This is a genomic window from Nocardia sp. NPDC057272, from assembly GCF_042668615.1.
Lineage (GTDB): Bacteria > Actinomycetota > Actinomycetes > Mycobacteriales > Mycobacteriaceae > Nocardia.
Map to the genome: position 1 here is coordinate 221935 of NZ_JBHUYK010000005.1, position 25088 is coordinate 247022.

Consider the following 25088-nt stretch of genomic DNA (forward strand, 5'->3'; position numbering starts at 1 on the left):
TCTTGAACATTCGTCGGGTCCTGTGTCGTGGACAACCGACGGATCGTCCGTCAAGACGGGTCCGCCGACGGACAGATCGTCGATCGGCGCCGAGTCTGTCGGCGGGTGCGTTCGGGCCGCACCGAGCCAGGAACTAGGCTGGGACACTGTGCCGAACACCGCTGACACCGCATCGACCCCGCCCGCAGGCGACCCGAACTACCTGGTCGGGCTCGATCTGCGTGGACGCAGAGTAGTGGTGGTCGGCGGCGGAACCGTTGCCCAGCGCCGACTGGGCCTGCTCGTGGCCTCGGGTGCGGATGTGCACGTGATCAGCCGGGCGGTCACCCCGGCGGTGGAGGGCATGGCTACGGCGGGGCAACTCACCGTCGAACTGCGCGCTTACGCCGACGGCGATCTCGACGGCGCCTGGTACGCGATGGCCTGCACCGACGAACCGGAGACCAACGCCGCGGTGGTCGCCGAGGCCACCACCAAGCGCATCTTCTGCGTCCGCGCCGACATCGCGCGCGACGGCACCGCGGTCACGCCCGCGACCGCCCGCTACGACGGACTCTCCCTCGGCGTGCTCGCCGGTGGCGCGCACCGCCGCTCGGCGGCTGTGCGCAACGGTCTCCTCGAAGCGCTGCAATCGGGTGTGGTGACCGATGATTCGGAACCGGTGACCCCCGGCGTCGCGCTCGTCGGCGGCGGTCCCGGCGATCCAGACCTGATCACCGTGCGTGGTCGCCGGCTCCTCGCGCGCGCCGATCTGGTCGTCGCCGACCGGCTCGCCCCGCCGGAACTGCTCGCCGAACTGGGCCCGCACGTCGAGGTGATCGACGCCGCGAAGATCCCGTACGGCCGGTCGATGGCCCAGGAGGCGATCAACCTCGCGCTCGTCGAAGGCTTCAAAGCGGGCAAGTTCGTGGTCCGGCTCAAGGGCGGCGATCCGTACGTGTTCGGTCGCGGCTACGAGGAACTCGAGGCGTGCACCGAGGCAGGCATCCCGGTGACGGTGGTGCCCGGTGTCACGAGCCCGATCTCGGTGCCCGGCGCGGCGGGCATCCCGGTGACCCATCGCGGGGTCACCCACGAGTTCGTGGTCGTGAGCGGACACGTGGCCCCCGATCATCCCGATTCGCTCGTCGACTGGTCGGCACTGGCCAAGCTGCGCGGCACCATCGTGCTGATGATGGCGGTCGAGCGGATCGACAAGTTCGCCGCGGCCCTGCTCGCCGGTGGCCGCCCGAGCGATACCCCGGCCGCGGTCATCCAGGAAGGCACCCTGCGCACGCAGCGGGTGGTGCGCGCCGACCTCGCCACGGTCGCCGACCGGGTCAAGGAAGAGGGCATCCGCCCGCCCGCGATCATCGTCATCGGCCCCACGGCGGGCTTCGGCCTCGACTAGCTTCACCGACGGCGCGCCCACTCGTTGCCGGAGCGCCAATTACACTGCCTCACTGTGCTCGATAAACCCGCTGCGACGATGCAGTATCCGGTGAAGCAGCGGGCGTTCGGCCTGGCCATCCTCGTGCTGAGCGGTCTGCAGTTCATGGTGGTGCTCGACGGCACCGTCGTGATCTTCGCCCTGCCGCGCCTGCAGCAGGACATGGGGCTGTCCAGTTCCGGCAGCGCGTGGACGGTGACCGCCTACGGCCTCACCTTCGCGGGACTGATGCTGCTCGGTGGCAGGCTCGGCGACGCGTTCGGCCGCAAACGCATGCTGATCTACGGTGTCGGCCTGTTCACCGCCGCCTCGCTGGCGTGTGGTCTGGCCACCGGCGAGGCGATGCTGCTGATCTCGCGCGCCTTCCAGGGCGCGGGCGCCGCCATCGCGGCACCGACCGCGTTCGCACTGGTCGCGACGACTTTCGCACCCGGGCCGGCCAGGAACCAGGCGATCGCGATCGTCGGCTCGATGGCGGGCATCGGATCGGTCGGTGGTCTCATCGTCGGCGGTGCGCTGACCGAGGTCGGGTGGCGCTGGATCTTCCTGATCAACGTGCCGATCGGCGCGCTCATCGTGCTCGGCGCGGTCTACAAGCTCACCGACACCGAACACCACCGCACTCCGCTCGACATCAAGGGCGCGATCCTGGGCACCCTGGCCTGCGCGACGATCGTGTTCGGCGCCACCGAGGGCCCGGCCATGGGCTGGACGAGCCCGCTGATCCTCGGTTCGCTGATCGGCGGTTTCGTCCTGCTGGTGATCTTCGTCTTCGCCGAGCGACGCGAATCCGATCCGCTGCTGCCCTGGTCGCTGTTCGACAGCCGCGACCGGGTCGCCACCTTCGTTCTGATCTTCCTGGCCGGTGCGGTGCTCGGCGCGATGACGTTCTTCGTCGCCCAGCTGCTGCAGAACGTGCTCGGCTACAGCCCGCTGCTGGCCGGTGTCGCCTCGATCCCGTTCACCATCGGCATCGGGGTCGGCGGTGCCGTGGCCTCCAAGGCCGCGCTGGTGATCGCGCCGCGCTGGTTGCTCGCTACCGCGGGTGTGGTGCTCGCCGTCGGCCTGTTCTTCGGGTCGACACTGGACCGGCACGTGCAGTACCTGCCGACGCTGCTGGCCCTGCTGCTGGTGATCGGCTTCGGCGTCGGGATGGCGATCGTGCTCGCTCCGCTGTGCGTGCTGGTCGGGGTTCCGCCGTCGAACATCGGCCCGCTCTCGGCGGTCGGCCAGATGTTCATGAGCTTGGCGACACCGATCGCCATCGGTCTGCTCAGCCCGATCGCGGCGTCGCGCACGCTGTCGCTCGGCGGCAGTGATACCCCCGGCGCGAACACGACGCCCGCCGAGATCGACGCGCTCAACAGCGGCTACACCCTGGTGCTGTTCATCTGCGCGATCATCGCCGCCGTCGCCGCGCTCGTCGCGCTGACCGTGCGCTACACCCCGCAACAGCTCGTGCAGGCACAGCACGCGCAGGAAGAGGCCCAGCGGAGCTGACTCCGCCGGGCCCGCTGGTCAGAAGCGTCCGGCGACCTTGGTGGGGGTGACGCGGATGACGACGCGTTCGGCGTCGTCCACCGAGGCCGGGTTGAACTCGCGATACGGCTTGCCGGTGTATTTGAGCGACATCTCGTCCGGCAGCGCCCGCTCGGGATCCGGTGTGATGGTGGCGGTTCCGCGTACCTCGGCGTATAGGAACGGCCGCTCCGGCGGGTTCACCATCACGGTGATCCGCGGGTCACGCACCAGGTTCTTGGCCTGCTGTCGTGAGACGGTGGTGGAGAACAGCAGTTCGTCACCCTCGCGTTTGATCCAGACCACGGTCAGATGCGGATGCCCGGTGGGCCCGACGGTGGCGACGGTCGCGTAGACCTTCTCCTCGTCGAGGTACGACTTCAGTTCATCGGAAAGCACTGCGGTATCGGTCACCCTCCTGGACAACGCGCTGCCCGGCCGGGTCATTCCGGCCAGGATTCGAGGGGTGGACAGGCGTTGCCCGAGCGTCGCGCAGCGCGGAAAACGCAACCACCGGGCGCGGTGTCGGTGTGTCCACGCGGGGGCGTGGTAGACGTTGCGGCCATGAGTCGCACGCTGGTGTGGGTACTGGAGCTCGGGCTGACCGTCCTCGGCGTGGTCTGGTTGTCGCTCTTCTCGTGGACAACCGGCGGGATCGGCCTGTTGCTGGTCTGGAATCTCCTGGCCGTCGCCTACGTCGCGACGGGCTGGCTGCTGTTGCGCCGCGACCTGCCCGACGACTCCATCGACTGGATCGGTCCACGCTGGTACACCACCACTTTCGCGGTGGTGGCCAGTGGCGCCGGGCTGGCGGCCGGGATGATCATGATCGGTGCCCGCGACAGCGAGGCCGACAACGCCGTCGCGGCGGCGACGGTGCTGATGTCGTGGTTGCTCCTGCACACCGCGTTCGCGCAGATCTACACGCGGGCCCAGTTCGCCGACGGGGGACTGCGTTTCCCGGAGTGCCCGGTGCCGCAGCTGTCGGAGTTCGTGTACTTCTCGTTCACCATCGGCACCTCGTTCGCGGTATCGGATGTGAAGGTGGTGCAGCGGTCGATGCGCCGGCGCGTCACCGCCCACAGCGTGCTGAGCTTCTTCTTCAACGCCGCCGTCGTCGCCATCGCGATCGACTGGATCAAGGGGTAGCGACCGTGTGCGCGTCGGCGACGGTGAGGGCTTGGTCGAGGATGGCGAGCCCCTCCTTGGCCTCGGCCTCGGTGATCACGCACGGCGGGACCACGTGCAAGCGGTTGAAATTGACGAACGGCAGCATCCCGCCGGTGCGGCAGGCGGCCACCAGTTCGTTCATCGCGGGGCTGGTGCCGCCATAGGGGGCCAGCGGCTCGCGGGTTGCCCGGTTCCGGACCAGCTCGACGGCCCAGAAGACACCGAGCCCGCGGACTTCGCCGATGCTCGGATGCCGTTGCGCCAGTTCACGAAGGCCGGGCCCGATGACCTTCGCGCCGATGTCGGCGGCGTTCTCGACAATGCCTTCCTCGGCCATCGCGGTGATCGTCGCGACGGCAGCGGCGGTCGCCAGCGGATGACCGGAATAGGTGAGGCCGCCGGGATACGGACGGTGGGCGAAGGTCGCCGCGACGGCCGCGTTGATCGCCACGCCACCGAGCGGGACATACCCGGAGTTCACGCCCTTGGCGAAGGTGATCAGATCGGGTACGACATCGAAATTGTCGATGGCGAACCACTTTCCGGTGCGGCCGAAGCCGGCCATCACCTCGTCGGCGATGAAGACGATGCCGTGCTTGTCGCACAGTGCGCGCACTCCACGCATGTACTCCGTGGTCGGCACCATGATGCCCGCGGTGCCCGGGACCGACTCCAGGACGATCGCGGCGATGGTGGCCGGACCCTCCATCTCGATCGTGCGTTCGAGATGGGCCAGCGCGCGTTCGGTTTCCTGCGCCTCGTCGGTGGCGTGGAACTCCGAGCGATACAGGAACGGGCCGAAGAAGTGCACGGTGCCGGTGTTGCCGTGGTCGTTGGGCCAGCGGCGCGGGTCGCCGGTGAGGTTCACCGCGGTCTCGGTGCCGCCGTGGTAGGAGCGGTAGCGCGAGAGCACCTTGTAGCGGCCGGTGTGCAGTCGTGCCATCCGGACGGCGTGCTCGACGGCGTCGGCGCCGCCGTTGGTGAAGAAGATCGTGTCGAGGTCACCGGGCGTGCGTTCGCTGATGAGGCGGGCCGCTTCCGAGCGGGCGTCGTTGGCGAACGACGGCGCGACAGTGCAGAGTTTCGCCGCCTGCTCCTGGATCGCGGCGACGACCTTCGGATGCTGGTGGCCGATATTGGTGTTCACCATCATCGAGGAGAAGTCGAGCAGGCGGTTGCCCTCGCCGTCCCACACGTAGCACCCCTCGGCGGCGGTGAGCACCATCGGCGTGAGAGTCGCTTGCGCGGACCAGGAATGGAAGACGTGGCGGCGGTCGAGCTCGTAGGCGCGAGCGGCCTCTTCGGAAAGCGTCATGGCGAAGTCTCCTGAAGTCACTTGTTCTGTGGGAAACCGAGTTCCAGCCCACCGTGGCTCGGGTCGAGCCATCGGGTGGTGACCGCTTTGGTGCGGGTGAAGAAGTGCACGCCGTCGGTGCCGTGCGCGTGCGAGTCACCGAAGAGGGAATTCTTCCAGCCGCCGAAGCTGAAATAGGCCATCGGCACCGGGATCGGGACGTTGATGCCGACCATACCCACCTCCACCTCGTGCTGGAACCGTCGTCCCGCGCCGCCGTCGTTGGTGAAGATGGCGGTGCCGTTGCCGTAGCGGTTCGCGTTGATCAGCGCCACCGCCTCCTCATAGGTGCCGACCCGCACGACCGACAGCACCGGGCCGAAGATCTCGTCGGTGTAGACGCTCATGGTCGGGGTGACCTCGTCGAGAATCGTGGGGCCCAGCCAGAATCCGTCCGGTGCGCCGTCGACGGTGAGGTTGCGCCCGTCGAGCACCACCCGGGCACCGGACGTCTCGCCCGCGTCGATGTACTCGGCCACCCGGTCGCGGTGCGCCCGGGTGATCAGCGGGCCCATCTCGGCGCCGCCGGTGCCGTCACCGGTGACGATGTCCGCGGCTCGTGCACTGATCTTGGTGACCAGTTCGTCGGCCACCCCGCCGACGGCGACGACCACGCTGATCGCCATGCACCGCTCGCCCGCCGACCCGAAACCGGCGTTCACGGCGGCGTCGGCGGCCAGGTCCAGATCGGCGTCGGGCAGTACCACCATGTGGTTCTTCGCGCCGCCGAGCGCCTGCACCCGCTTGCCCGCCGCGGTACCGCGCTGGTACACGTACTTGGCGATCGGGGTCGAGCCGACGAACGAGACGGCCTTGACGGCCGGGTTGTCCAGGAGCTCGTCGACCGCGATCTTGTCGCCCTGCACGACATTGAACACACCGTCGGGCAGGCCTGCCTCCTGCCACAGTCGCGCCAGCCACAGCGCCGCCGACGGGTCCTTCTCGCTCGGCTTGAGCACCACCGTGTTGCCCGCGCCGATCGCCAGCGGGAAGAACCACATCGGCACCATCGCGGGGAAGTTGAACGGCGCGATGATCGCGACCGGACCCAGCGGCTGCCGGATCGAGTAGATGTCGACATCGGTCGAGGCGTTCTCGGTGAAGCCGCCCTTGAGCAGATGCGGGACACCACAGGCGAATTCGACGACTTCGAGCCCACGGGTCACCTCGCCGAGCGCATCGGCGGCCACCTTGCCGTGTTCGGCGGTGATCACCGCGGCCAGTTCGGTCTTCCGCTCGGACAGGAGCTCGCGGAAGCGGAACAGCACCTGGGTGCGGCGGGTGAGTGAGGCATCACGCCAGGAGGCGAAGGCCACCGTCGCGGCGTCGATCGCGGCGCGGGTGTCGGCCACATTGGCCAGCGCCAGCTCCCCGGTGACGGCGCCGGTGACGGGATTGGTCACCGGCGCGGTGGTCTCGCTGCTGCCGCTGACCGATTTGCCGTCGATCCAATGCCCGATGGACTGCATGAATGCCTCGTTTCGCCGGTGGTGTGGTGCTTCCACCCTGGTCCATCCGGAGCCTCCGGCGGGCCGACGATATGTACACAATCACGGCTTTCGTATTACGATTTGTCAGTGCTGCTGACGGTGGCCGATGTCCTCGCGACGCCGGTGATGCAGGCCGGGCAACCCGAGGTCATCTGTGCCGCGAACCTAGACCGGCCGGTGCGCTGGGTGCATGTCAGCGACCAGGCCGAGGTGGCCGACCTCCTGGTCGGCTCGGAGCTGATCCTGACCACCGGGCAGGCGCTCGCCGCGCCCGAGCAGGCGCGGATCGTCTACCTGAGATCGCTGTCGGCCGCCGGCGTCGCGGGACTGGTCGTGGAGCTGGGCAGCTATGTGAGCGAGCTCGGGCCCGTGGTCGCCGCCACGGCCGCCGAACTCGGGTTGCCGGTGATCGTGCTGCACCGGGTGACCCGCTTCGTGGAGATCACCGAAGCCGTCCATCGGGCGATCGTCGCCGACCAGTACGCCGAACTCGAATTCGCGCGCACCGTGCACGAGACCTTCACCGAGCTGAGCGTGCGCCGCGCCGCGCTGGCCGAGATCGTGCAAACTGCCGCGAGCATGCTCGACGCGTCGGTGGTGCTGGAAGACCTGTCGCATCGGGTGCTGACGGCCACCGCCCGCCACACCAGTTCGGCCGCGCTGCTCGATGATTGGGAATCGGTGTCGCGGATGCTGCCCGACGGGTCCGGTGTGGTCGGGGTCGGACCGCACACGCAGCGCTGGGGCAGGCTGATCCTGCGCACCGAGCGGGCCCACACCGCACGGGTGGGCATGGTCCTCGAACGCGCCGCGCAGACCATCACCCTGCACCGGATGATCGACAAGGACCGTTTCGGCCTGCACCGGCAGGCCCAGACCGGCCTGATCGCCGATTTGGTGGAGGGCCGGGTGACCGACGAGCGCGACGCGCAGGCGCGCGCGGCCGCCCTCGGTCTGCACCGCCGGGCCCGTTATGTGCCGCTGGCGATCGAGATCGACACCGAGCCGGCCCTGGATCCGGTGGCGGCGCAACGACGGAGCGAGGCCATCGTCGAAGCGGTGACGCATGCCCTCGGCCTGGTCGACGCGTCGGCGCTCAGTGCGGCGGAACACCGGCGAACGCGCGGTGGCGCCGATGGGGAGCAGGTCACCGTGATCCTCGCGGTGACGCGGGGCGGCGACGTCGACGGCAGGCTGGCGACGGTGTGTTCGGCGGTGCTGGCCGAGGTCCGCCGGGTCGACGGCGTGCGTCGTGCGGTCGTCGGCGTCGGCGCCGACTCCGATTCCCTCCTCGACACCGCGGGCAGGCTCGCGCATGCCGCGGGCGTCGCCGAGGTGGCCCTGTCGATGACCGCGGCGACGAATCGAATGTTCTTCCGCAGCGCGGATATTCGCCTGCGAGGTCTGCTGTCGCTGATCCGCGACGAGCCCGGCGTGCAGAGTTTCGCCGAGGCCGAACTCGGGGCACTGCTGCGCTACGACATCCGCCACACCGCCGACCTCACCGGCACGCTGCGCCGCTTCCTCGACCTGGCGGGCAACAAGACCGAGCTCGCCAAGGCGCTCGCGATCAGCCGGCCCACTCTCTACGACCGCCTCGCCCGCATCGAACGCGTCCTCGCCGTCGACCTCGACGACGGTGAATCGCGCACGTCCCTGCACGCCGCGCTGCTCGTGCGCGACCTCACCGCGGGTGGCCAGAAGCTCTAGGCCGTAGGGGTCACCGGGGGAGGATTCCGCTCGACTCGACGGCGGCGACGATCAGGTCCGCGACGCCCCGTTGGCCCGCGAGGGTGGGGTGATAGGGGAGCAGCGTCCGATCGGCGAGAATCGGATCGAACCAGCGGACGCCAGGGTCGGCGCACATCCCGAATTCGCGGGAGGCGGTGACGGTATCGATGTACACGGCGCCGTGGTCGGCGGCCGCCCGCGCGACGACGGTGTTGAGGCGTTCGAACTTGGACTGGATGTAGGCGGCGTCGGCGGGGAGCAGGCCGAGCATGGCCGGGCAGCTGGTGTTCGTGAGATAGGTGGGCCAGCCGTCGACGAAGACGGTCGCCTCGGGAGCGCGCCGGGTGATATCGGCCAGCGCAGCGGCGTAGGCGGGCGCGATCGCGTCTATCTTGGTGTCCCACTCCGGATCTGCCTCGGCGGCACAACCACCGCTGAGTGCTCCGGCGTGACAGTGGCCGAGGATGAACTCGGTCATGCCCGCGTCGTTGGCGCCCATGTGCAGGGTGACGATCTGGGTGGCGGGACCGAGTGCGTCGAACTGCGGGTCGATCCCGGCGCCTTGCGACCCGTACAGATCCGGGATCTTCGCCGAGCTGCAGGTCCGGTCGTCCAGCGCCAGCCCGAGTCTTCCGGCGACCAGCTTCGGCGCGTTGGAGGCGGATCGCACGCAGCGCAGCGGAGCCGTCACGTCGAGATCGACCGCACCCGTGGTGGCCGCCCCGGAATCACCGAGCGCGACGTAGGTGGCGCCCGGGCGCACCTCGGCCTGCGCCACCGCGTACGTCGACACCGAGACCATCAGCGCCACAGCGCCGGTGAGCAGCAAGCTCTTCATCGAACATCCTGATGGTTGTAGTTCAGTCTTTGCGGCCGGTGAGAGCAAGTGAGGTGCCGAGCCCGATCATCACCAGGCCACCGGTACCGCCGATGGCGGCGAGACGACGGGGCGACCGCGCGAACCAGGACCGTGCCGACCCGGCCGCGAACGCCCAGAGCGAGTCGAAGATCAGGCCGAACACGGGGATGCAGAGCCCGAGGATCAACATCTGCTGAGGGACCGCACCGCGCGAGGTATCCACGAACTGTGGCAGCAGCGCCGCCAGGAAGACGATGGTCTTAGGGTTGGCGGCTCCGACGATCACGCCGTCGCGTAGCGCCGCCATCGGACTGTGCGCGGCCACGTCCTGCTCGGCGTGAAAGGCGGTCCGTAGCGCGTCACGATGGCGGATCGCCTGCACGCCGAGATAGACCAGATAGGCGGCGCCGACCAGTTTGATCGCGGTGAACACCGCCGCCGACGCCGCCACCACCGCGCCCAACCCGAACGCGACCGCCACGACTTGGCCGTATACCCCGACCGCATTGCCCAGCACGGTCATCAGCGCCGATCGCCGCCCGACGGTGAGTGCCCGGCCGATCGTGAACAGGACGCTGGGTCCGGGCACGATCACCAGCAGAAACGCCAAACCCGCGAACGAGACCAGATGAGCCGAGGACACCATCGCCCCACGCTATCCGGCGGTGGGAGCGGTGACAACGGCCGCAGTGCGAGGGAACAACGATGCGGTGGCGGAGGTTGTGCTGCGCATGACGACACTCGGATTGATCGGTAGCGGACATATCGGATCCACCGTCGCGCGGCTGGCGGTGGACGCGGGCTATGACGTGGTGCTGAGCAACTCACGCGGACCGCAGACCCTGGCGGAGCTGGTCACCGAGCTGGGTCCGCGGGCACGGGCGGCTACCCCGGCCGAGGCGGCCGAAGCAGGCGACTATGTGGTGGTCACGGTGCCGTTGAAGGCGTATCGGGACGTACCGGTCGCACCGCTCGCGGGCAAGGTCGTGTTCGACACCAACAACTACTATCCCGACCGCGATGGCGCCTTCCCCGAACTCGACGCCGACCAGACCACCACCAGCGAACTGCTGCAACGCCACCTGCCGGAATCGAAGGTGGTCAAGGCGTTCAACAACATCGCCTACGCCAACCTCGCCGAACTCGCCCGCCCGGCCGGTGCCACGGACCGGTCTGCCCTGCCCGTGTTCGGCGACGACCCCGCCGCCAAGAAGCTCGCTACCGACCTCATCGACGCCATCGGCTATGACGTGGTCGACGGTGGTTCCCTGGCCGAAAGCCGCCGCTCCCAACGGGATACCCCCGTTTACGTGCGCCCCTATGCCGCCGACGACAACTGGCCTCCCGCCTCGAAGCCCGCCGGCGCCGAGGAGGTGCGTGCGGCCCTCGCCGCCGCCGAGGTCTGAGCGCTGAGCGTCGTCCGGGTGGTATCGGGGGGTTGTGGGTGTCGGTACCGACGACGAAACTTGTTGCATGAGTGCGTTGTCACAGAACCTGATGGACCGGTGGATCGCATTGGCCGGGATCGAGGCCGAACAGATCGGTGCCGGAGTGGTAGGGCGCTACAGCGAACCGCACCGCCGCTACCACACCGGCACGCACCTGGCGGTGATGCTCGCGGCCATCGACGAATTGGCCGATGCCGCAGCCGATATCGACGCCGTGCGCTACGCGGCGTTCTTCCACGACGCGATCTACGCCGTCGCCCGGGCCGACAACGAGGAGCGCAGCGCCGACCTGGGTCGAGACATCCTCGAATCGCTCGGTGCCGCAACGGAATTGGTCGAGGAGGTGGTGCGGCTCGTGGTGCTGACCCGCGGGCACCGTCCGCAGCCGGGCGATGCGAACGGCGCGGTGCTCTGTGATGCCGACCTCGTTGTCCTCGGCGGTACTCCGGAGGAATACGCCGCCTACACCACCGCGATCCGCGCCGAATACGCCCACGTGCCCGATGATCTGTTCCGGGTCGGGCGCGCCTCGGTGCTCCGCAATCTGGCCGACCAGCCCCGCCTTTTCCGCACCGACCTCGCCCACGACCGGTACGAGGCGATCGCCCGCGCCAACCTCGCCGCGGAACTCGCCGAACTCACCGCGGAGATCGGCTGACCGTCAGAGGGCGGTGAGCATTTCGGCAGCCAGCGGGCCCGCGGAGGCGGGGTTCTGGCCGGTGTAGAGATTGCGGTCCACCTCGATGTGCGGTGCCCACGGGTCGCCTTCGCGGTAGTCGGCACCGAGTGCGACCAGGCGATCCTGGAGCAGCCACTTCGCCTTGTCGGCGAAGCCCGCCTGGGTTTCCTCGGCATTGCTGAACGCGGTGAGGCGGTAGCCCGCGAAGGGGGAGCTGCCCGACTCCGCGATGGCGAGGAGCGCGGCGGGGGCGTGGCAGACGATGCCGAGCGGTTTGCCGGAGGCAAGGGCGTGGTCGAGGAGAGCGCCCGAGACCGGGTCGACGGCGAGATCTTGCATCGGGCCGTGACCGCCGGGGTAGAAGACGGCGTCGTAGTCGGCGAGGTCGACCTTGTCGAGAGCGAGCGGATTCCGCAATGCGTCGGCGCCGGACAGGACTTCGGCGACCGCCGCCGCACCGTCGGTGCCACCGTTGACCTCGGGGGCCAGGCTGGCCTGGTCGACGGTGGCGACAACGCCGTCCGGTGTCGCCACCGTGACGGTGTGGCCCGCCGCGGTGAAGGCCGTATAGGGCGCCGTGAATTCCTCGGCCCAGTAGCCGGTGGGATGTTCGGTGCCGTCGGCCAGTGTCCAATGATCAGTGCCGGTGAGAACGAACAGGATGTGTGCCATGGGAACAACGCTAGGGTTGACGGCATCTCCTGACCAATAGGATCGTCTATATGAGACATAGGTCAGCCGATGGGTCGATGGATCTGGTGCAGCTGCGGACCTTCCTCGCCGTGTTCCGCACCGGCTCGCTCACCGCGGGCGCCGCCCAGGTCGGGCTGTCCCAGCCGACCGTGACCACGCAGATCCAGGCGCTCGAACGGCACCTCGGCAGGCCGCTGTTCGAACGCCTGCCGCGCGGGGTGACGCCGACCGCCGCCGGTCACGAGCTCGCGGCGCGGGTCGGCGGTCCACTCGAGGAGCTGGAGGCGGTCGTCAGCGGTGCGGCGACCGCTCGGGCTGCCCCGCCCGAGCCGCCGGTGCTGCTCGGCGGACCGGCGGAGATGCTCGCCGCCAAGATCGTGCCCGCGTTGTCGCCGTTGGTCGCCGACGGTGTGCGGCTCACGGTCAGCACCGGTATGACCGACGAGTTGCTCGCTCGATTGCATTCGGGGGCACTGGACCTGGTCTTCGCCACCACCCGCCCGCGCGGCCGGACCGTGCTGGCGGAACCGCTCGTCGACGAGGAATTCCTTCTCGTCGCAGCCCCGTCGATCGCCGACCGGATCGACGCCGACCGTCTGCGGGCCGAGGGGCCGATCGCGCTCGACGGCATCCCGCTCGTCAGCTACGCCGCCGATCTGCCGATCCTGCGTCGTTACTGGCGCCACGTCTTCGAGACCCGTCTGGAAGCCGAGCCCGCCCTGATCGTCGGCGATCTGCGCGCGGTACTGGCCGCTGTCACCTCGGGGGCGGGGATCAGCGTGCTTCCGCACTACCTGTGCGGTCGGGAACGGGCCGACGGAACGCTGGTCACGCTGCTCGATCCCGCCGACCCGCCGATCAACACCGGCTTCCTGGCCCGCCGGATCGGCGCACCGTCGCGACCACACGTCGACTTGGTTCGCGCCCGGTTGGTGGAGGCGGCCCGAGGTTGGCGGGCGGGGTGCGGCACATGACAGGCAAGCGAACGCTTGCACTTGACAGGCAAGTGCGCACTTGCCTATGGTTCGAGGGGAGTGAACGGAGCGTGCAGTGACCGATATCTTCACCGCCTTGGCGGATTCGACACGCCGCGCGCTTCTCGACGAACTGGCTGATCGCGACGGGCAAACCCTGTTCGAATTGTGCGCCCGGATCGTGAACAAGCACGGCATCAGCTCGTCACGTCAGGCGATCACCCAGCACCTGGGCGTACTCGAAGAAGCCGGTCTCGTCCATACCCGTCGGCACGGCCGATACAAGTTCCATCACGCCGATTTCACGCCGCTACAGGCGATTTCGGTGCGTTGGCCCATCCCCCAGGAGGACACATGATCCGCATCGGAGTGACCAGCGTTTTCGTCGACGACCAGGCCAAGGCCGAGGCCTTCTACACCGACGTGCTCGGCTTCCAGGTCAAGGACAAGGTTTCGCTCGGCGAATTCGACTGGCTCACCCTCGTCTCGCCCGCCGATGTCGACGGTATCCAGTTGCTGCTCGAGCCCGACCAGCATCCGGCCGCCAAGGCCTACAAAACGGCACTGAGCGCCGAAGGTATCCCCGTCATCGTCTTCACCGTCGACGATCTCGACGCCGAATACCGCCGCCTGCTCGACCGCGATGTCTTCTTCACGCAGGCCCCCGCCCCGATGGGCGCGTTCAGCACCGCGGTGTTCGACGACACCTGCGGCAACCTCATCCAGCTGATGGCGCCCGTCACCGAGTGATGATCAGAAGTTCGGTGGGGGAGGCGATTTCGGCACGCAGGCCTGCCTTGGTGGCTACCCGGGCAACGGCGCGGATGTCGGTGGGGTCGGCGCGGGTGAGCACCAGCGCGCGGGCGAGCAGACCCTTGTGATGTTTGTTGAAGTGGCTGACCACCGTGCGTGAGCCGTCCGGGTGCTCGGTGAGCACATTGGCGGTGACGGCGTCGGGGACTCGGCCGAGTTGCTGGTAGGTACCCGACCGCAGGTCGATGACGAGCTCGCCCGCGGCCTCCGCGTAGAGAGCGTCGGGCAGCACGTCGCGCCAGAGGGCCGAAAGTGTCGGCAGCCCTGGCAGTTTGGTGCCGCCGGAGAGGCGGTAGGCGGGGATGGGGTCGGCCGCGCGAACCGCGCCGAACAGGGCCGATCCGATCCCCAGGCGGGCATGTGCCTTGGCCCGCTGCACCGTGGTGAACGACTTCGCGTCCAGGGCGTCGTAGAGGACCCCGGTGTAGCGCTCCAGGGCGGGGCGGGTCGCCGACGTGCGCAGGCTCGCGTTGCGGGCGATCTCCGCGTCGGCGCCTTTACCCAGCCCGAGCACCGCGGCCGAGGCCGCGGGGTCGGCCGCCAGCTGGACGACCTCGGTGATCAACTTGTCGCGAACCGCGCTGAGCTGCGGCATCGCGAGATCGGCGAGGTCCAGCGGCGCGCCCGATCCGCCGTCGGACTTGGTTTCGGAGGGAGGCAGCAGCACCAGCACGATCGACAACGGTAATCGTCGCCGAAACCGGCACCGCGCCCCGCCCCGCCGCGGACCGGTCGTCCGTGGTCAGCGGCGGGGCCGGACCGCCCCGATCCGCTGTCCGCGTGGTTCAGCGCACGGCCTCGAGGAACTTGCGCGTCCGCTCGTTGGCCGGTGCTTCGAAGATCTGCTCCGGCGGGCCCTGCTCGACGATGCGACCGGAGTCGAACATCAGTACCCGATCCGACACCTCGCGCGCGAAACGCATCTCATGGGTGACGATCAGCATGGTGATGTCGGTGGTTTCGGCGATGGTGCGCAGCACGTCGAGGACGTCGCCGACCAGCTCCGGATCCAAGGCCGACGTCACCTCGTCGAGCAGCATGACCTTCGGATCCATCGCACAGCACCGCGCGATCGCGACCCGCTGTTGCTGCCCACCCGACAACTGCGAGGGATGCGCGTCGGCCTTGTCCGACAGGCCGACGACGTCGAGCAGATGGCGAGCACGTTCGCGCGCTTCATCTTTCGACTTGCCGAGCACGTGGATCGGCGCCTCGGTGATGTTCTCCAGCACCGTCATGTTCGGGAACAGGTTGAACTGCTGGAACACCATGCCGATCTTGGTCCGCACCGCGCGCAGGTGTTTCTCCTTGGCGGGCACCAGCTTTCCGCCGCGCTCGGTGTGGGTGAGTGGTGCACCGTCGACCCAGATCACGCCGTCGCTGATCGTCTCCAGGGTCATCAGCAGCCGCAGAATGGTGGTCTTGCCCGACCCCGACGGCCCGATCAGGGTGACCTTCTCCCCGCGGCGCACGCTGAAATCGAGGTGATCGAGCACGGTGAGGTCGCCGAAGCGTTTGACCACCTGATCGAATCGGATCATTTCGTCAGTAGTAGGCAAGTCGCTTCTCCAGTCTTCTGATCAGCACAGACGTCGGGTAGCTGGCGACGAGAAAGAACACCCCGGCCATCGTGATCGACTCCAGGTACGCGAAATTGCGGGCCCCGAATTGCTGTGCGGCGGTCACCAATTCGACGACCGAGATGGCGAACAGGAACGGTGTGTCCTTGAACATCGAGACGGCGTTGGTGCCGAGCGCGGGCAGACTCGCCCGGATCGCCTGCGGCAGGACCACCGCACCCCAGGTGCGGGCAGGCGGCAACGACAGTGCGCGCGCTGCCTCCCACTGTCCCTTCGGCACCGCCTCGATCCCGGCTCGATACACCTCGGCCAGGTAACTCGAATAGTGGATGCCCAGCACCACGATGCCGATCTGCAACGCCGAGAACTGCGTGAACAGGGTGTAGGCGAACAGCAGCTGCACGACCAGCGGGGTGAGCCGGACGAACTCGCTCACCGCGTGCACCGGCGCGGCGATCGGGCGCGGCATCGTGCGACGGATGATCGCGATCGCCAGCCCGAGCGCCGCGGCCAGCGCGAAGCCGAGCACCGTGGCCAGCAGCGTGATCTGGAAGCCGTCCCACAGCACCGGCAGTGCCTCGCGGGCGCGCTCCCAACTCCATTCGGCTCTCATGGCGCCACCTTCGTCTCGTCGGGCGCCAGGCTGAGGACCTCTTTGAGCGATGCCCCACGACCCAGCTTGGTCTTGGCGCGGGTTTCGAGGAGATTCATGCCCAGGGTGAGTACGTAGCCGAGGACGAAGTAGATGACCAGGCCGACACCGAAGGAGAACAGCGTGTCGCTGGTGGTCTTGCGCAGGTCACCGATCTCGTAGGTCAGGTCGTGCAGGGTGATGTAAGACGCCACGGCGGTGCCTTTGAGCAGGTGGACCAGCAGATTGGTCAGCGAGGGCAGCATCAGCGCCCACGCTTGCGGGAACAGCACCCTGCGCATCCGCTGCCACGGACTGAAGTTCAGCGCGACCGCCGCTTCGAACTGCGCGCGCGGCACCGCGTTGAGCGCGCCGCGCACCACCTCGGCGCCGTAGGCGCCGTAGTTGAGGCCGAGCGCCAGGATGCCGCAGAACAGCGGGTCGAGTTTGTAGCCGAGCAACGGCAGTACATAGAACAGCCAGAAGATCTGCACCAGCAGGGAGGTACCGCGGAAGAATTCGATCATGACCCTGGCACTGCCCCGTGCCGCGAGATTGCGCACGCGGGCGGTGGTGCCGAGGGCGAGGGCGAGGACGAACGCGAGCAGCGCGCCGCCGATGGTCAGCTCCAGCGTGACCGCGATGCCCTGCCACAACGAGGGCAGGGCATCGCGGACCGCATCGACATTGCTCATGCCTGGATCAGATTTCGCCCTTGCACAGCTTGGCCGTCGTGTACTTCGGATCGGGCAGCTCGCGCTCGGTGAACCCGAATTTCCCGACGATCGACAAGTACTTGTCCTTGTCGCCGGTGATCTTGGCCAGCTCGGCGTTGTAGGCGGCGAGCAGATCGGGATCGGTGGTGCGGAACACGGTGCCACCGGCGCCGACCTGCGGCTTGCCGTCGATGACGGCCACGAACGACGGTGTCACGTCGACCGCGGCGTTGGGGGTGTGACTCTTGAGCCAGTTCAGCGAGATCGCGGTGAGCGCGAATACGTCGGCGCGCCCGGAGGTGACCGCGTCCATGCCGTCCTGCGGGGTGCCGACCTGGGTGGCGTCGATGCCCAGCGAGCTGGCGTAATCGGATTCGATGGCGCCGGTCATCGCGGCCATCTTCGCGCCACTGGCCTTGATCGACTGCATATCCGTCAAATTCATCGGATTACCGGGTTTCACCATCAGTGCGGTGGTGTACATGAATTCCGGTTCGCTGAAAGATGCCTGTTCACAGCGTTTCGGCAAGATCGACATACCGGCGCTGACCGCGTCGAATCGATTGGCCTGCAGACCGGGGATCAGTGCGCCGAACTCGGTTTGCACACCGTCGACGGTCTTGATGCCGAGGTTGGCGAAGATCTCCTTGTGCAGGGCCACCGTGGCACCGGTGAGCTGGCCTCCCTCTTCGAACGAATAGGGCGCCTCACCGGCGAAACCCACGGTGATCGTGCCCTTGTCCTTCAGTGACTGCAGGAGCTGACCGCTCTCGGTGGTCTCGGTCTTGGTGCATCCGGCGAGGGCCGCGGCCACCAACGCGGCTCCGGTGAACACCGCTGTACAGCGCTTCGACATGGATTTCGTCTCAGCCATTGTGACCTCTCGCAAGGGTGGCGTCGCCGCCACCAATTTTCTGTTGTAAGTGCGTAATTGACTTAGAGAGAAAATCTAGTCACGTAAGAATTGCCAGATGCGGTTACGTTATCAGGTTGTTATCTGATGATTGAAATAGATTTGTAATGGGTAACCTGATATGCGGTCTTTTGTCGGAACCGGTTTTCGGCGGCTGGCGGGCGCCCAGGTGGTATTCGGCTGTCGTCCTGCCCGGACCAGGGACTACCCTGTGCATCCGTGATCACCCGCCTCTCCCGCCTGTTCCTGCGCACCCTGCGAGACGATCCCGCCGACGCCGAGGTGCCCAGCCACAAACTGCTCGTTCGCGCCGGCTACGTCCGTCGGGTCGCCCCCGGTGTGTACTCGTGGCTGCCGCTCGGTCTGCGCACGCTGCGCAAGATCGAGGACGTGGTGCGCCAGGAGATGGACGCCACCGGCGCCCAGGAGATCTCGCTGCCGGCGCTGCTGCCGCGCGAGCCCTACGAGACCACCAACCGGTGGACCGAGTACGGGCCGGGCCTGTTCCGGCTCAAGGACCGCAAGGGCGGTGACTACCTGCTCGGGCCCACCCACGAGGAGCTGTTCGCGCTCACGGTCAAGGGTGAGTACAACTCCTACAAGGATCTGCCGGTCACGCTCTACCAGATCCAGACCAAGTACCGCGACGAGGAACGTCCCCGTGCGGGCATCCTGCGCGGCCGCGAGTTCGTGATGAAGGACTCCTACTCCTTCGACATCGACGACGACGGTCTGACCAACAGCTACGCCACCCATCGCAAGGCCTACCAGTCGATCTTCGAACGGCTCGGCGTCGAGTACGTGATCGTGGCCGCCACCTCCGGCGCCATGGGCGGCAGCGCGTCCGAGGAGTTCCTCGCCGCCAGCCCCGTCGGTGAGGACACCTACGTGCGCTGCGTCGAGTCCGGCTACGCGGCGAACGTGGAAGCCGTGGTCACGCCCGCGCCCGCGCCGCTGCCCATCGAGGGTCAGGCCGACGCGGTCGAATACGACACCCCGAACACCCCCACCATCGCGACGCTGGTCGACTGGGCCAACGAGGCGAAGGTCCTCGACCGCACCGTGACCGCCGCCGACACGTTGAAGAACGTGATGGTGAAGCTGCGCCACCCCGACGGCAAGACCGAGATCCTCGGCATCGGCGTCCCCGGTGACCGCGAGGTCGACGACAAGCGTCTGGGCGCCGCCGTCGAACCCGCCGAGGTGGAACTGCTCACCGAGGCCGACTTCGCGGCCAACCCGTTCCTGGTGAAGGGCTACATCGGTCCGAAGGGTCTGGCCGCCAACGGTGTTCGCTACCTCGTCGACCCCCGCGTCGTCGACGGCACCGCCTGGATCACCGGCGCCGACGTCAAGGGTAAGCACGTTGTCGGCCTGGTCGCCGGCCGCGACTTCACCCCCGACGGCACCATCGAGGCCGCCGAGGTCCGCGACGGCGATCCCTCGCCCGACGGCGCGGGCCCGCTGGTGTCCGCCCGCGGCATCGAGATCGGCCACATCTTCCAGCTCGGCCGCAAGTACACCGACGCCTTCGACGTGGACGTGCTCGGCGAGAACGGCAAGCCGGTCCGCCTCACCATGGGCTCCTACGGCATCGGCGTCTCCCGCATGGTCGCGGTGATCGCCGAACAGCAGCACGACGAGAAGGGCCTGCGCTGGCCCGCCGAAGTCGCCCCCTTCGACGTGCACGTGGTCATCGCCAACAAGGACGCCGCCGCCCGTGACGGCGCCGAACACGTCGTCGCGGGCCTGGACGCCGAAGGCCTCGAGGTCCTCTTCGACGACCGCACCGCCTCGCCCGGCGTGAAGTTCAAGGACGCCGAACTGCTCGGCATGCCCTGGATCCTGGTCATCGGCCGCGGCTGGGCCGAAGGCAAGGTCGAACTGCGCAACCGCTTCACCGGCGAAGCCGAGGAGATCCCGGCCGAAGACGCCGTCAGCGCGGTCACCGCCAAGATCCGCGGCTGAGTTCGTCTCACGAATCGCGCTGTCCCACTCGATGCGGGACAGCGCGATTCGCTGTCTGTGGCACCGCGACGCGGACCGTTCGTACGCGCCGGCGCATCGTCTCGGCGAGAGTTGCCCGGTATCTGGGCGAGTTCGGAAACCTGCTCGGTGTTCGATTGGGCACGGCGACAACAAGCCGTTCGAACTTACGGCTACGTAGGCGAAAGTGCTGGTAGCGGAGCCGCGGGGTCGGCGTGGCGGGTGGGCGGCGCTGCTAAGTTATCGGGCATGACGAGTTCGCCCAGCCTGCTGTTCAACCCGGCCACCTACGACCCCCAGCATTTCGACGCGGAGACGCGGCGGCTGTTGAAGGCCACCATCGAGTGGTTCGAGTCCAAGGGCAAGGCGCAGCTGCTGGTCGAGGACCGCGACGCGGTGTGGACGTCGGAGTTCCTCGAGTTCGTCGGCAAGGAAAAACTGTTCGCGACCTTCCTGACCCCGGCCGCCTACGCCGACGGTGACCCGAACAAGCGCTGGGATGCGGCACGCAACGCGGCACTGGCGGAGATCTTCGGGTTCTACGGGCTGGCGTACTGGTACGCCGAGCAGGTCACCATCCTGGGTCTGGGCCCGATCTGGCAGAGCGACAACGAGATCGCCAAGCGCAAGGCCGCCGCTGACCTCGACGACGGTCAGGTGATGGCGTTCGCGCTGTCCGAGCGTGACCACGGCGCCGATATCTACAACACCGACCTGATCCTCACCCCGAGCGAGCCGGGCAGCGCCGACGCCGAGGCGGGCATCCTGTTCCGGGCCAGCGGCGAGAAGTACTACATCGGCAACGGCAACGTCGCCTCGATGGTGTCGGTGTTCTCGCGCCGCGCCGACGTCGAGGGTCCGGCGGGCTACATCTGGTTCGCCGCTGACAGCCGCCACGACGACTACCACCTGATCGAGAGCGTCATCCACGGTCAGATGTATGTCAGCCACTTCCGGCTGGAGAACTACCCGGTGACCGCGGCCGACCTGCTGCACGAGGGGCCGGAGGCCTTCTCGGCCGCGCTCAACACCGTCAACGTCGGCAAGTTCAATCTCTGCCACGGCGGCATCGGCATGGTCGAGCACTCGTTCTTCGAGGCCATCACCCACGCCAACAACCGCATCCTCTACGGCAACCCCGTCACCGACTTCGCCCATGTGCGTGGCAATTTCGTCGACGCCTACGCGCGGTTGATCGCGATGAAGCTGTTCAGCGACCGTGCCGTCGACTACTTCCGCAGCGCCTCGCTCGAGGATCGCCGGTACCTGCTGTTCAACCCGATGACCAAGTCCAAGGTCACCTCCGAGGCCGAGGTCGCGATGACCCTGCTGCTGGATGTGCTGGCGGCCAAGGGATTCGAGAAGGCCACCTACTTCGCGCAGGCCTCGCGCTACATCAACCACCTGCCGCGCCTCGAGGGCACCGTGCACGTGAACGTGGGCCAGATCCTGAAGTTCATGCCGAACTACCTGCTCAACCCGAAGGAATACCCGGCGATCGGCACCGACCTCGCCCCCGGCGACCAGCCGTTCTTCTGGCAGCAGGGTCCGGCGCGCGGCGCGGGCAAGGTGCAGTTCGCCGACTGGACTCCCGCCTACGAGCAGGCATCCGAGGTCCCGAATGTCGGCCGGTTCTACGAGCAGGCCCAGGCGCTGCGCAGCCTGCTGCTCACCGCGGCTCCCGATGCGGACCAGCAGAAGGACCTGGATTTCATGCTGACCATCGGCCACCTGTTCTCCACGGTGGTCTACGGGCAGCTGATTCTCGAGCAGGCCGAGCTCACCGGGCTCGACCGCGATGTGCTCGATCAGATCTTCGACTTCCAGATCCGCGACTTCAACGCCCAGGCGGCGGCGCTGCTCGGCAAGCCGTCGGTCACCGAAGCCCAGCGTGCCTGGGCGATCGGTGCCCTGCGCAGCCCGGTTGCCGACGCCGAGCGCTTCGGCCGGGTGTGGCAGCAGGTCGAGGCCTACGACGGCGCGTACGCGATGCGCCCGTAGTCGGGCCCTCGGTTCCGGGTAGATCGCCGATCTGCCCGGAACCGCCGACTCGGTTCGCTACGCCCGTCCCGGGAAGGTGACGGTGACCGGGACCGAACCCAGAATCGTCTGCCAGCGAGCGCGGCGAACGGCGGCCTCGGTGAGAGCTTCCGTCGCGGTGGCGCGCACCACTTCGTCGGTCGCGTTCTCCACGACCGTGTACCACGCTGCCGCGCAATCGGTTTCGACGCTCACCGCGAGATGCGCCGCGGGGATCGGATCGTCGACCGGGGCGGGCGGGGTGTAGGCGGCACGGGGAGCGTCGGGTGCGGTGCCTTCCGCTTCTAGTAGTTCGACCGTGCTGTCCCGACGTGCTCGATGCGCGGCGCTGAACTCGGCGACCAGACGGGACCGGTCGGCATTGGCGTACGCGGCGATCAGGCCGTAGGAGTAGACGGCCGCGTACTCGGCATCGAGTGCGCTCTGCAAGGCCGTTCGCTGTTCGGTCATGTCAGCAGGACTCCTGCCTGGGTGGCGCAGGCCGCGCTGATCGACGCGAGAAGACCTGCGCGATAGCCGGATTCGGTGCGGGCCAGGGCGGCGGCGGACTGTTGGGAGCGGACCAGCTGATCACGCACTTGCGCGACGGTGGCCGGCTGCGCGGACGCGGTCTCGACCTCCGAGGCCGGGACCGGCGATCCACCGGGACCGGGCACGGTCACGGCGCCCGTGCGATGAACGGGCGTGGTGCCGTCGCCGTACACGCCGATCACCCGGTCGATTTCGGTGCGGAGCGCGTCGGCGTGCGCGGTGCGCTCGGTGGCGATCGTGCTCAGCGCGGCATTCGACTGGGGCGCCAGCGCGATCGCCGCGGTCGCGGCCGCGGCATCGGCGCGAGCCAGAACTTCTTGCGTGGCAAGAGGATCCGGCGCGTGCACGGTATCGTCCTCGGCGCAGGCGGCCAGCGTGGCCACCACGGGAAGGCCGATCGCGCTCGCGCCGACGAGTCGGAGCACGGTGCGGCGGCGCCAGGCAGGCCGGGTGTCGACCCGTACGGTCGCCGACGGCGAAAGCTGCTGTACCGGTGTGGGATGCGGCACTACGGCGGGGGGCGGCGACGCGGTCGCGCCGGTGGGAGCCGGCGTCGGCCCGGCGAGGTGCGCGGCGGCAGGCTCGACCCGTAACCGAGAGGGTTCGTGCCGGTCGGAACGCATGCCGGAAGGTCGCCCGGCTCTCGGCGGGACGGAATGGCGGTGGGGCACGTTGACCATGGTGCCAGATCTCACGCGGGCAGCTCGCACGCGTGCTGACAGGTCTCGGGCACGCCGAGTCGGACCGGTGCGTGGCGCTCAGCGCCTGGTCCTTTACACTCTCTGAGCGCGTTACGCTAGACCTTCGGCGTAGATATTTCCGATCGCGTCACAACTGAACCAGGAGCCGCCCATATGCCGATGCCCACCGAGGAAAGGGTGAGCCAGCTAGTCGCTGAGCTCGTCGCACGCCGGGGATTCGACCTCGAGGGCGTCGCGATCGCAGCCGCGGGCAACGGCGAGCTGGCTCCGGTTCGAGTGAAGGTCACCGTCGACAGCGACGGCCCCGCCGACCTGGACGCCATCGCCTCGCTCAGCCGCGAGATGTCCGAACTTCTCGATGCCGCAGGCGATTTCGGCGAAGCCGCCTATCTGCTCGAAGTGACGACTCCCGGCGTGGAGCGCCCGCTCACCACCGAACGGCATTGGCGGCGCGCACAGGGCCGCAAGGTCCGCGTGAAGCTGGCCGACGGCGCCGAGCGGATCGAGGGCAAGGCCCGTTTCGACGCGCGCGTGGGCCGGCTCGCCGACGACGCCACCATCGCGCTCGTCATCGGCGGCAAGGTGAAGCCACACCGCGTTCACGTTCCGGTCGCCGATATCGCCGAGGCTGTCGTCCAGGTCGAGTTCAACGCACCGGGCGCCGCCGAACTCGAGCTCGCGGGCGGTATCGCACCGGGCCGCCCGGTACCGGGCGAAGAACCCGCCGACCTCGCCGCACCAGGACAACACAGTGACACTCCCACCGAAGGGGTTGCGGAATGAATATTGAAATCGAAGCCTTGCGGGCGATCGTCGCCGACAAAGGTATCTCGATCGAGACCGTGATCTCGGCGATCGAGTCGGCACTGCTCACCGCCTACCGGCACACCGACGGCCACGAGGCCAACGCGCGCATCGACATCAACCAGAAGACCGGTGTGGTGCGGGTGATGGCGCGTGAGCTCGACGCCGACGGCAACCTCGTCTCCGAATGGGACGACACCCCGGAGGGTTTCGGCCGCATCGCCGCGACCACCGCCCGCCAGGTGGTGCTGCAGCGGCTGCGCGACGCCGAGAACGAGAAGTCCTTCGGCGACTTCGCCACCCATGAGGGTGAGATCGTCGGCGGTGTGGTCCAGCGCGACGCCAGGGCCAATGCCCGCGGCATCGTGGTGGTACGCATCGGCAGCGAGGCCAACGGCGCCGAGGGGCTGATCCCGCCCGCCGAGCAGGTACCGGGGGAGACCTACGAGCACGGCGACCGGATCAAGTGCTACGTCTACGGTGTCTCGCGTGGCCCGCGTGGTCCGCAGATCCAGCTCTCGCGCACCCACCCGAACCTGGTGCGGCGGCTGTTCTCGCTCGAGGTGCCCGAGATCGCCGACGGCTCCGTCGAGATCGTCGCGGTGGCGCGCGAGTCGGGACACCGCTCCAAGATCGCTGTCCAGTCCACCGTGCCGGGCGTGAACGCCAAGGGCGCGTGCATCGGCCCGATGGGTCAGCGCGTGCGCAACGTGATGAGTGAACTGGCGGGCGAGAAGATCGATATCATCGACTACGCCGAGGATCCGGCGACGTTCGTCGGCAATGCGCTCTCGCCGTCGAAGGTGGTTTCGGTCACCGTCGTCGATCCCGACGCCAGGGCGGCACGCGTGATCGTGCCCGACTTCCAGCTCTCCCTTGCCATCGGCAAGGAGGGCCAGAATGCCCGCCTGGCTGCCCGTCTGACGGGCTGGCGCATCGATATCCGCAGCGACGCGGCTCCGCAACCGGACGACTCCGCCCGGCCGGAAGCGCACCGTAGCTGATCCGAACACGTCGAATCCCGACCG

General features: G+C 68.2%; 26 protein-coding genes. 13 read left to right on the plus strand and 13 right to left on the minus strand.

Annotated features, from left to right (window positions below):
• Positions 1–148 precede the first annotated feature (148 nt).
• Together cobA and ACFULV_RS10330 are read left to right on the plus strand one after the other, a co-directional pair.
• Positions 149–1390, plus strand: coding sequence for a uroporphyrinogen-III C-methyltransferase (gene cobA / locus ACFULV_RS10325; protein WP_378655261.1), 1242 nt, complete (start codon positions 149–151; stop codon positions 1388–1390).
• A 78-nt stretch (positions 1391–1468) separates the two neighbouring features.
• Positions 1469–2929, plus strand: coding sequence for an MFS transporter (locus ACFULV_RS10330; RefSeq protein WP_378628251.1), 1461 nt, complete (start codon positions 1469–1471; stop codon positions 2927–2929).
• Positions 2930–2947: 18 nt separating this feature from the next.
• Here ACFULV_RS10330 and ACFULV_RS10335 read toward each other — a convergent pair whose 3' ends face one another.
• A complete protein-coding gene (locus ACFULV_RS10335; protein WP_378655263.1) occupies positions 2948–3361 on the minus strand; it encodes a PPOX class F420-dependent oxidoreductase in 414 nt (137 codons plus the stop codon).
• Positions 3362–3511: 150 nt separating this feature from the next.
• Here ACFULV_RS10335 and ACFULV_RS10340 point away from each other — a divergent pair, with 150 nt between their 5' ends.
• A complete protein-coding gene (locus tag ACFULV_RS10340; protein WP_378655265.1) occupies positions 3512–4096 on the plus strand; it encodes a DUF1345 domain-containing protein in 585 nt (194 codons plus the stop codon).
• Here the strand turns inward: ACFULV_RS10340 and ACFULV_RS10345 are convergent.
• Entirely contained in the window at positions 4086–5432 is a 1347-nt protein-coding gene (locus tag ACFULV_RS10345; protein WP_378655268.1) for an aspartate aminotransferase family protein, read from the minus strand. The two genes, ACFULV_RS10340 and ACFULV_RS10345, sit on opposite strands and share 11 nt — an antisense overlap.
• A 17-nt stretch (positions 5433–5449) precedes the next feature.
• A complete protein-coding gene (locus ACFULV_RS10350; RefSeq protein ID WP_378655271.1) occupies positions 5450–6940 on the minus strand; it encodes a CoA-acylating methylmalonate-semialdehyde dehydrogenase in 1491 nt (496 codons plus the stop codon).
• Between the two features lie 108 nt (positions 6941–7048).
• On the opposite strand from ACFULV_RS10350, the gene ACFULV_RS10355 reads away from it, so the two are divergent.
• Entirely contained in the window at positions 7049–8671 is a 1623-nt protein-coding gene (locus ACFULV_RS10355; protein ID WP_378655273.1) for a PucR family transcriptional regulator, read from the plus strand.
• A gap of 10 nt (positions 8672–8681) precedes the next feature.
• Here ACFULV_RS10355 and ACFULV_RS10360 read toward each other — a convergent pair whose 3' ends face one another.
• Complete coding sequence (locus ACFULV_RS10360; RefSeq protein WP_378655275.1) at positions 8682–9530, minus strand: SGNH/GDSL hydrolase family protein; 849 nt, start codon at positions 9528–9530, stop codon at positions 8682–8684.
• Positions 9531–9552: 22 nt separating this feature from the next.
• Entirely contained in the window at positions 9553–10197 is a 645-nt protein-coding gene (locus ACFULV_RS10365; RefSeq protein ID WP_378655278.1) for a LysE family translocator, read from the minus strand.
• A 76-nt stretch (positions 10198–10273) separates the two neighbouring features.
• Between ACFULV_RS10365 and ACFULV_RS10370 the strand changes: the two genes are divergently transcribed.
• Both ACFULV_RS10370 and ACFULV_RS10375 read left to right on the plus strand, forming a co-directional pair.
• On the plus strand, positions 10274–10957 hold the full coding sequence (locus ACFULV_RS10370) for an NADPH-dependent F420 reductase (protein ID WP_378655474.1): 684 nt from the start codon (positions 10274–10276) through the stop codon (positions 10955–10957).
• Between the two features lie 67 nt (positions 10958–11024).
• The gene (locus ACFULV_RS10375) at positions 11025–11657 is read left to right on the plus strand and encodes a metal-dependent phosphohydrolase (protein WP_378655281.1); all 633 of its coding nucleotides are present in this window, start codon (positions 11025–11027) and stop codon (positions 11655–11657) included.
• A 3-nt stretch (positions 11658–11660) separates the two neighbouring features.
• On the opposite strand, the gene ACFULV_RS10380 is transcribed toward ACFULV_RS10375, so the two are convergent.
• On the minus strand, positions 11661–12350 hold the full coding sequence (locus tag ACFULV_RS10380) for a type 1 glutamine amidotransferase domain-containing protein (RefSeq protein ID WP_378655284.1): 690 nt from the start codon (positions 12348–12350) through the stop codon (positions 11661–11663).
• A 50-nt stretch (positions 12351–12400) separates the two neighbouring features.
• On the opposite strand from ACFULV_RS10380, the gene ACFULV_RS10385 reads away from it, so the two are divergent.
• The 3 genes from ACFULV_RS10385 to ACFULV_RS10395 all read left to right on the plus strand — a co-directional run bounded on the left by ACFULV_RS10385 (position 12401) and on the right by ACFULV_RS10395 (position 14095).
• Entirely contained in the window at positions 12401–13345 is a 945-nt protein-coding gene (locus ACFULV_RS10385; RefSeq protein ID WP_378626500.1) for a LysR family transcriptional regulator, read from the plus strand.
• 76 nt (positions 13346–13421) lie between these two features.
• On the plus strand, positions 13422–13703 hold the full coding sequence (locus ACFULV_RS10390; RefSeq protein WP_378655287.1) for an ArsR/SmtB family transcription factor: 282 nt from the start codon (positions 13422–13424) through the stop codon (positions 13701–13703).
• Positions 13703–14095, plus strand: coding sequence for a VOC family protein (locus tag ACFULV_RS10395; protein WP_378655476.1), 393 nt, complete (start codon positions 13703–13705; stop codon positions 14093–14095). Before ACFULV_RS10390 ends, ACFULV_RS10395 begins: the two co-directional genes overlap by 1 nt.
• On the opposite strand, the gene yaaA is transcribed toward ACFULV_RS10395, so the two are convergent.
• The 5 genes from yaaA to ehuB form a co-directional block, all read right to left on the minus strand.
• A complete protein-coding gene (gene yaaA, locus ACFULV_RS10400; RefSeq protein WP_378655289.1) occupies positions 14085–14831 on the minus strand; it encodes a peroxide stress protein YaaA in 747 nt (248 codons plus the stop codon). The genes ACFULV_RS10395 and yaaA overlap by 11 nt on opposite strands.
• A 112-nt stretch (positions 14832–14943) precedes the next feature.
• Complete coding sequence (gene ehuA, locus ACFULV_RS10405; RefSeq protein WP_378626505.1) at positions 14944–15699, minus strand: ectoine/hydroxyectoine ABC transporter ATP-binding protein EhuA; 756 nt, start codon at positions 15697–15699, stop codon at positions 14944–14946.
• 4 nt (positions 15700–15703) lie between these two features.
• Complete coding sequence (gene ehuD / locus ACFULV_RS10410) at positions 15704–16351, minus strand: ectoine/hydroxyectoine ABC transporter permease subunit EhuD (protein WP_378655292.1); 648 nt, start codon at positions 16349–16351, stop codon at positions 15704–15706.
• The gene (gene ehuC, locus ACFULV_RS10415; RefSeq protein WP_378655295.1) at positions 16348–17064 is read right to left on the minus strand and encodes an ectoine/hydroxyectoine ABC transporter permease subunit EhuC; all 717 of its coding nucleotides are present in this window, start codon (positions 17062–17064) and stop codon (positions 16348–16350) included. The genes ehuD and ehuC overlap by 4 nt, the downstream gene beginning before the upstream one ends.
• A gap of 7 nt (positions 17065–17071) precedes the next feature.
• Entirely contained in the window at positions 17072–17941 is an 870-nt protein-coding gene (gene ehuB / locus ACFULV_RS10420) for an ectoine/hydroxyectoine ABC transporter substrate-binding protein EhuB (protein WP_378628257.1), read from the minus strand.
• 276 nt (positions 17942–18217) lie between these two features.
• On the opposite strand from ehuB, the gene ACFULV_RS10425 reads away from it, so the two are divergent.
• Together ACFULV_RS10425 and ACFULV_RS10430 are read left to right on the plus strand one after the other, a co-directional pair.
• A complete protein-coding gene (locus ACFULV_RS10425; RefSeq protein ID WP_378655298.1) occupies positions 18218–19966 on the plus strand; it encodes a proline--tRNA ligase in 1749 nt (582 codons plus the stop codon).
• A 267-nt stretch (positions 19967–20233) separates the two neighbouring features.
• Positions 20234–21985: an acyl-CoA dehydrogenase family protein gene (locus tag ACFULV_RS10430; RefSeq protein WP_378655301.1), complete on the plus strand. Its 1752-nt coding sequence runs from the start codon at positions 20234–20236 to the stop codon at positions 21983–21985.
• Positions 21986–22042: 57 nt separating this feature from the next.
• Here ACFULV_RS10430 and ACFULV_RS10435 read toward each other — a convergent pair whose 3' ends face one another.
• Both ACFULV_RS10435 and ACFULV_RS10440 read right to left on the minus strand, forming a co-directional pair.
• Positions 22043–22474, minus strand: a complete 432-nt coding sequence (locus ACFULV_RS10435; protein WP_378626513.1) for a ferritin-like domain-containing protein — start codon at positions 22472–22474, stop codon at positions 22043–22045.
• Complete coding sequence (locus ACFULV_RS10440; RefSeq protein ID WP_378626514.1) at positions 22471–23178, minus strand: hypothetical protein; 708 nt, start codon at positions 23176–23178, stop codon at positions 22471–22473. The genes ACFULV_RS10435 and ACFULV_RS10440 overlap by 4 nt, the downstream gene beginning before the upstream one ends.
• A 231-nt stretch (positions 23179–23409) precedes the next feature.
• On the opposite strand from ACFULV_RS10440, the gene rimP reads away from it, so the two are divergent.
• Both rimP and nusA read left to right on the plus strand, forming a co-directional pair.
• A complete protein-coding gene (rimP, locus tag ACFULV_RS10445; protein ID WP_378626515.1) occupies positions 23410–24039 on the plus strand; it encodes a ribosome maturation factor RimP in 630 nt (209 codons plus the stop codon).
• On the plus strand, positions 24036–25064 hold the full coding sequence (gene nusA, locus ACFULV_RS10450) for a transcription termination factor NusA (protein WP_378626517.1): 1029 nt from the start codon (positions 24036–24038) through the stop codon (positions 25062–25064). The genes rimP and nusA overlap by 4 nt, the downstream gene beginning before the upstream one ends.
• Positions 25065–25088: the final 24 nt, after the last annotated feature.

Coding starts and splice junctions, on each gene's coding strand:
- ACFULV_RS10330 (WP_378628251.1), top strand. CDS start 1,469: ATGCAGTATCCGGTGAAGCAGCGGGCGTTCGGCCTGGCCATCCTCGTG.
- ACFULV_RS10340 (WP_378655265.1), top strand. CDS start 3,512: ATGAGTCGCACGCTGGTGTGGGTACTGGAGCTCGGGCTGACCGTCCTC.
- ACFULV_RS10345 (WP_378655268.1), bottom strand. CDS start 5,432: ATGACGCTTTCCGAAGAGGCCGCTCGCGCCTACGAGCTCGACCGCCGC.
- ACFULV_RS10350 (WP_378655271.1), bottom strand. CDS start 6,940: ATGCAGTCCATCGGGCATTGGATCGACGGCAAATCGGTCAGCGGCAGC.
- ACFULV_RS10360 (WP_378655275.1), bottom strand. CDS start 9,530: ATGAAGAGCTTGCTGCTCACCGGCGCTGTGGCGCTGATGGTCTCGGTG.
- ACFULV_RS10365 (WP_378655278.1), bottom strand. CDS start 10,197: ATGGTGTCCTCGGCTCATCTGGTCTCGTTCGCGGGTTTGGCGTTTCTG.
- ACFULV_RS10375 (WP_378655281.1), top strand. CDS start 11,025: ATGAGTGCGTTGTCACAGAACCTGATGGACCGGTGGATCGCATTGGCC.
- ACFULV_RS10380 (WP_378655284.1), bottom strand. CDS start 12,350: ATGGCACACATCCTGTTCGTTCTCACCGGCACTGATCATTGGACACTG.
- ACFULV_RS10385 (WP_378626500.1), top strand. CDS start 12,401: ATGAGACATAGGTCAGCCGATGGGTCGATGGATCTGGTGCAGCTGCGG.
- ehuA (WP_378626505.1), bottom strand. CDS start 15,699: ATGATCCGATTCGATCAGGTGGTCAAACGCTTCGGCGACCTCACCGTG.
- ehuD (WP_378655292.1), bottom strand. CDS start 16,351: ATGAGAGCCGAATGGAGTTGGGAGCGCGCCCGCGAGGCACTGCCGGTG.
- ehuC (WP_378655295.1), bottom strand. CDS start 17,064: ATGAGCAATGTCGATGCGGTCCGCGATGCCCTGCCCTCGTTGTGGCAG.
- ehuB (WP_378628257.1), bottom strand. CDS start 17,941: ATGTCGAAGCGCTGTACAGCGGTGTTCACCGGAGCCGCGTTGGTGGCC.
- ACFULV_RS10430 (WP_378655301.1), top strand. CDS start 20,234: ATGACGAGTTCGCCCAGCCTGCTGTTCAACCCGGCCACCTACGACCCC.
- ACFULV_RS10435 (WP_378626513.1), bottom strand. CDS start 22,474: ATGACCGAACAGCGAACGGCCTTGCAGAGCGCACTCGATGCCGAGTAC.
- ACFULV_RS10440 (WP_378626514.1), bottom strand. CDS start 23,178: ATGCGTTCCGACCGGCACGAACCCTCTCGGTTACGGGTCGAGCCTGCC.
- rimP (WP_378626515.1), top strand. CDS start 23,410: ATGCCGATGCCCACCGAGGAAAGGGTGAGCCAGCTAGTCGCTGAGCTC.
- nusA (WP_378626517.1), top strand. CDS start 24,036: ATGAATATTGAAATCGAAGCCTTGCGGGCGATCGTCGCCGACAAAGGT.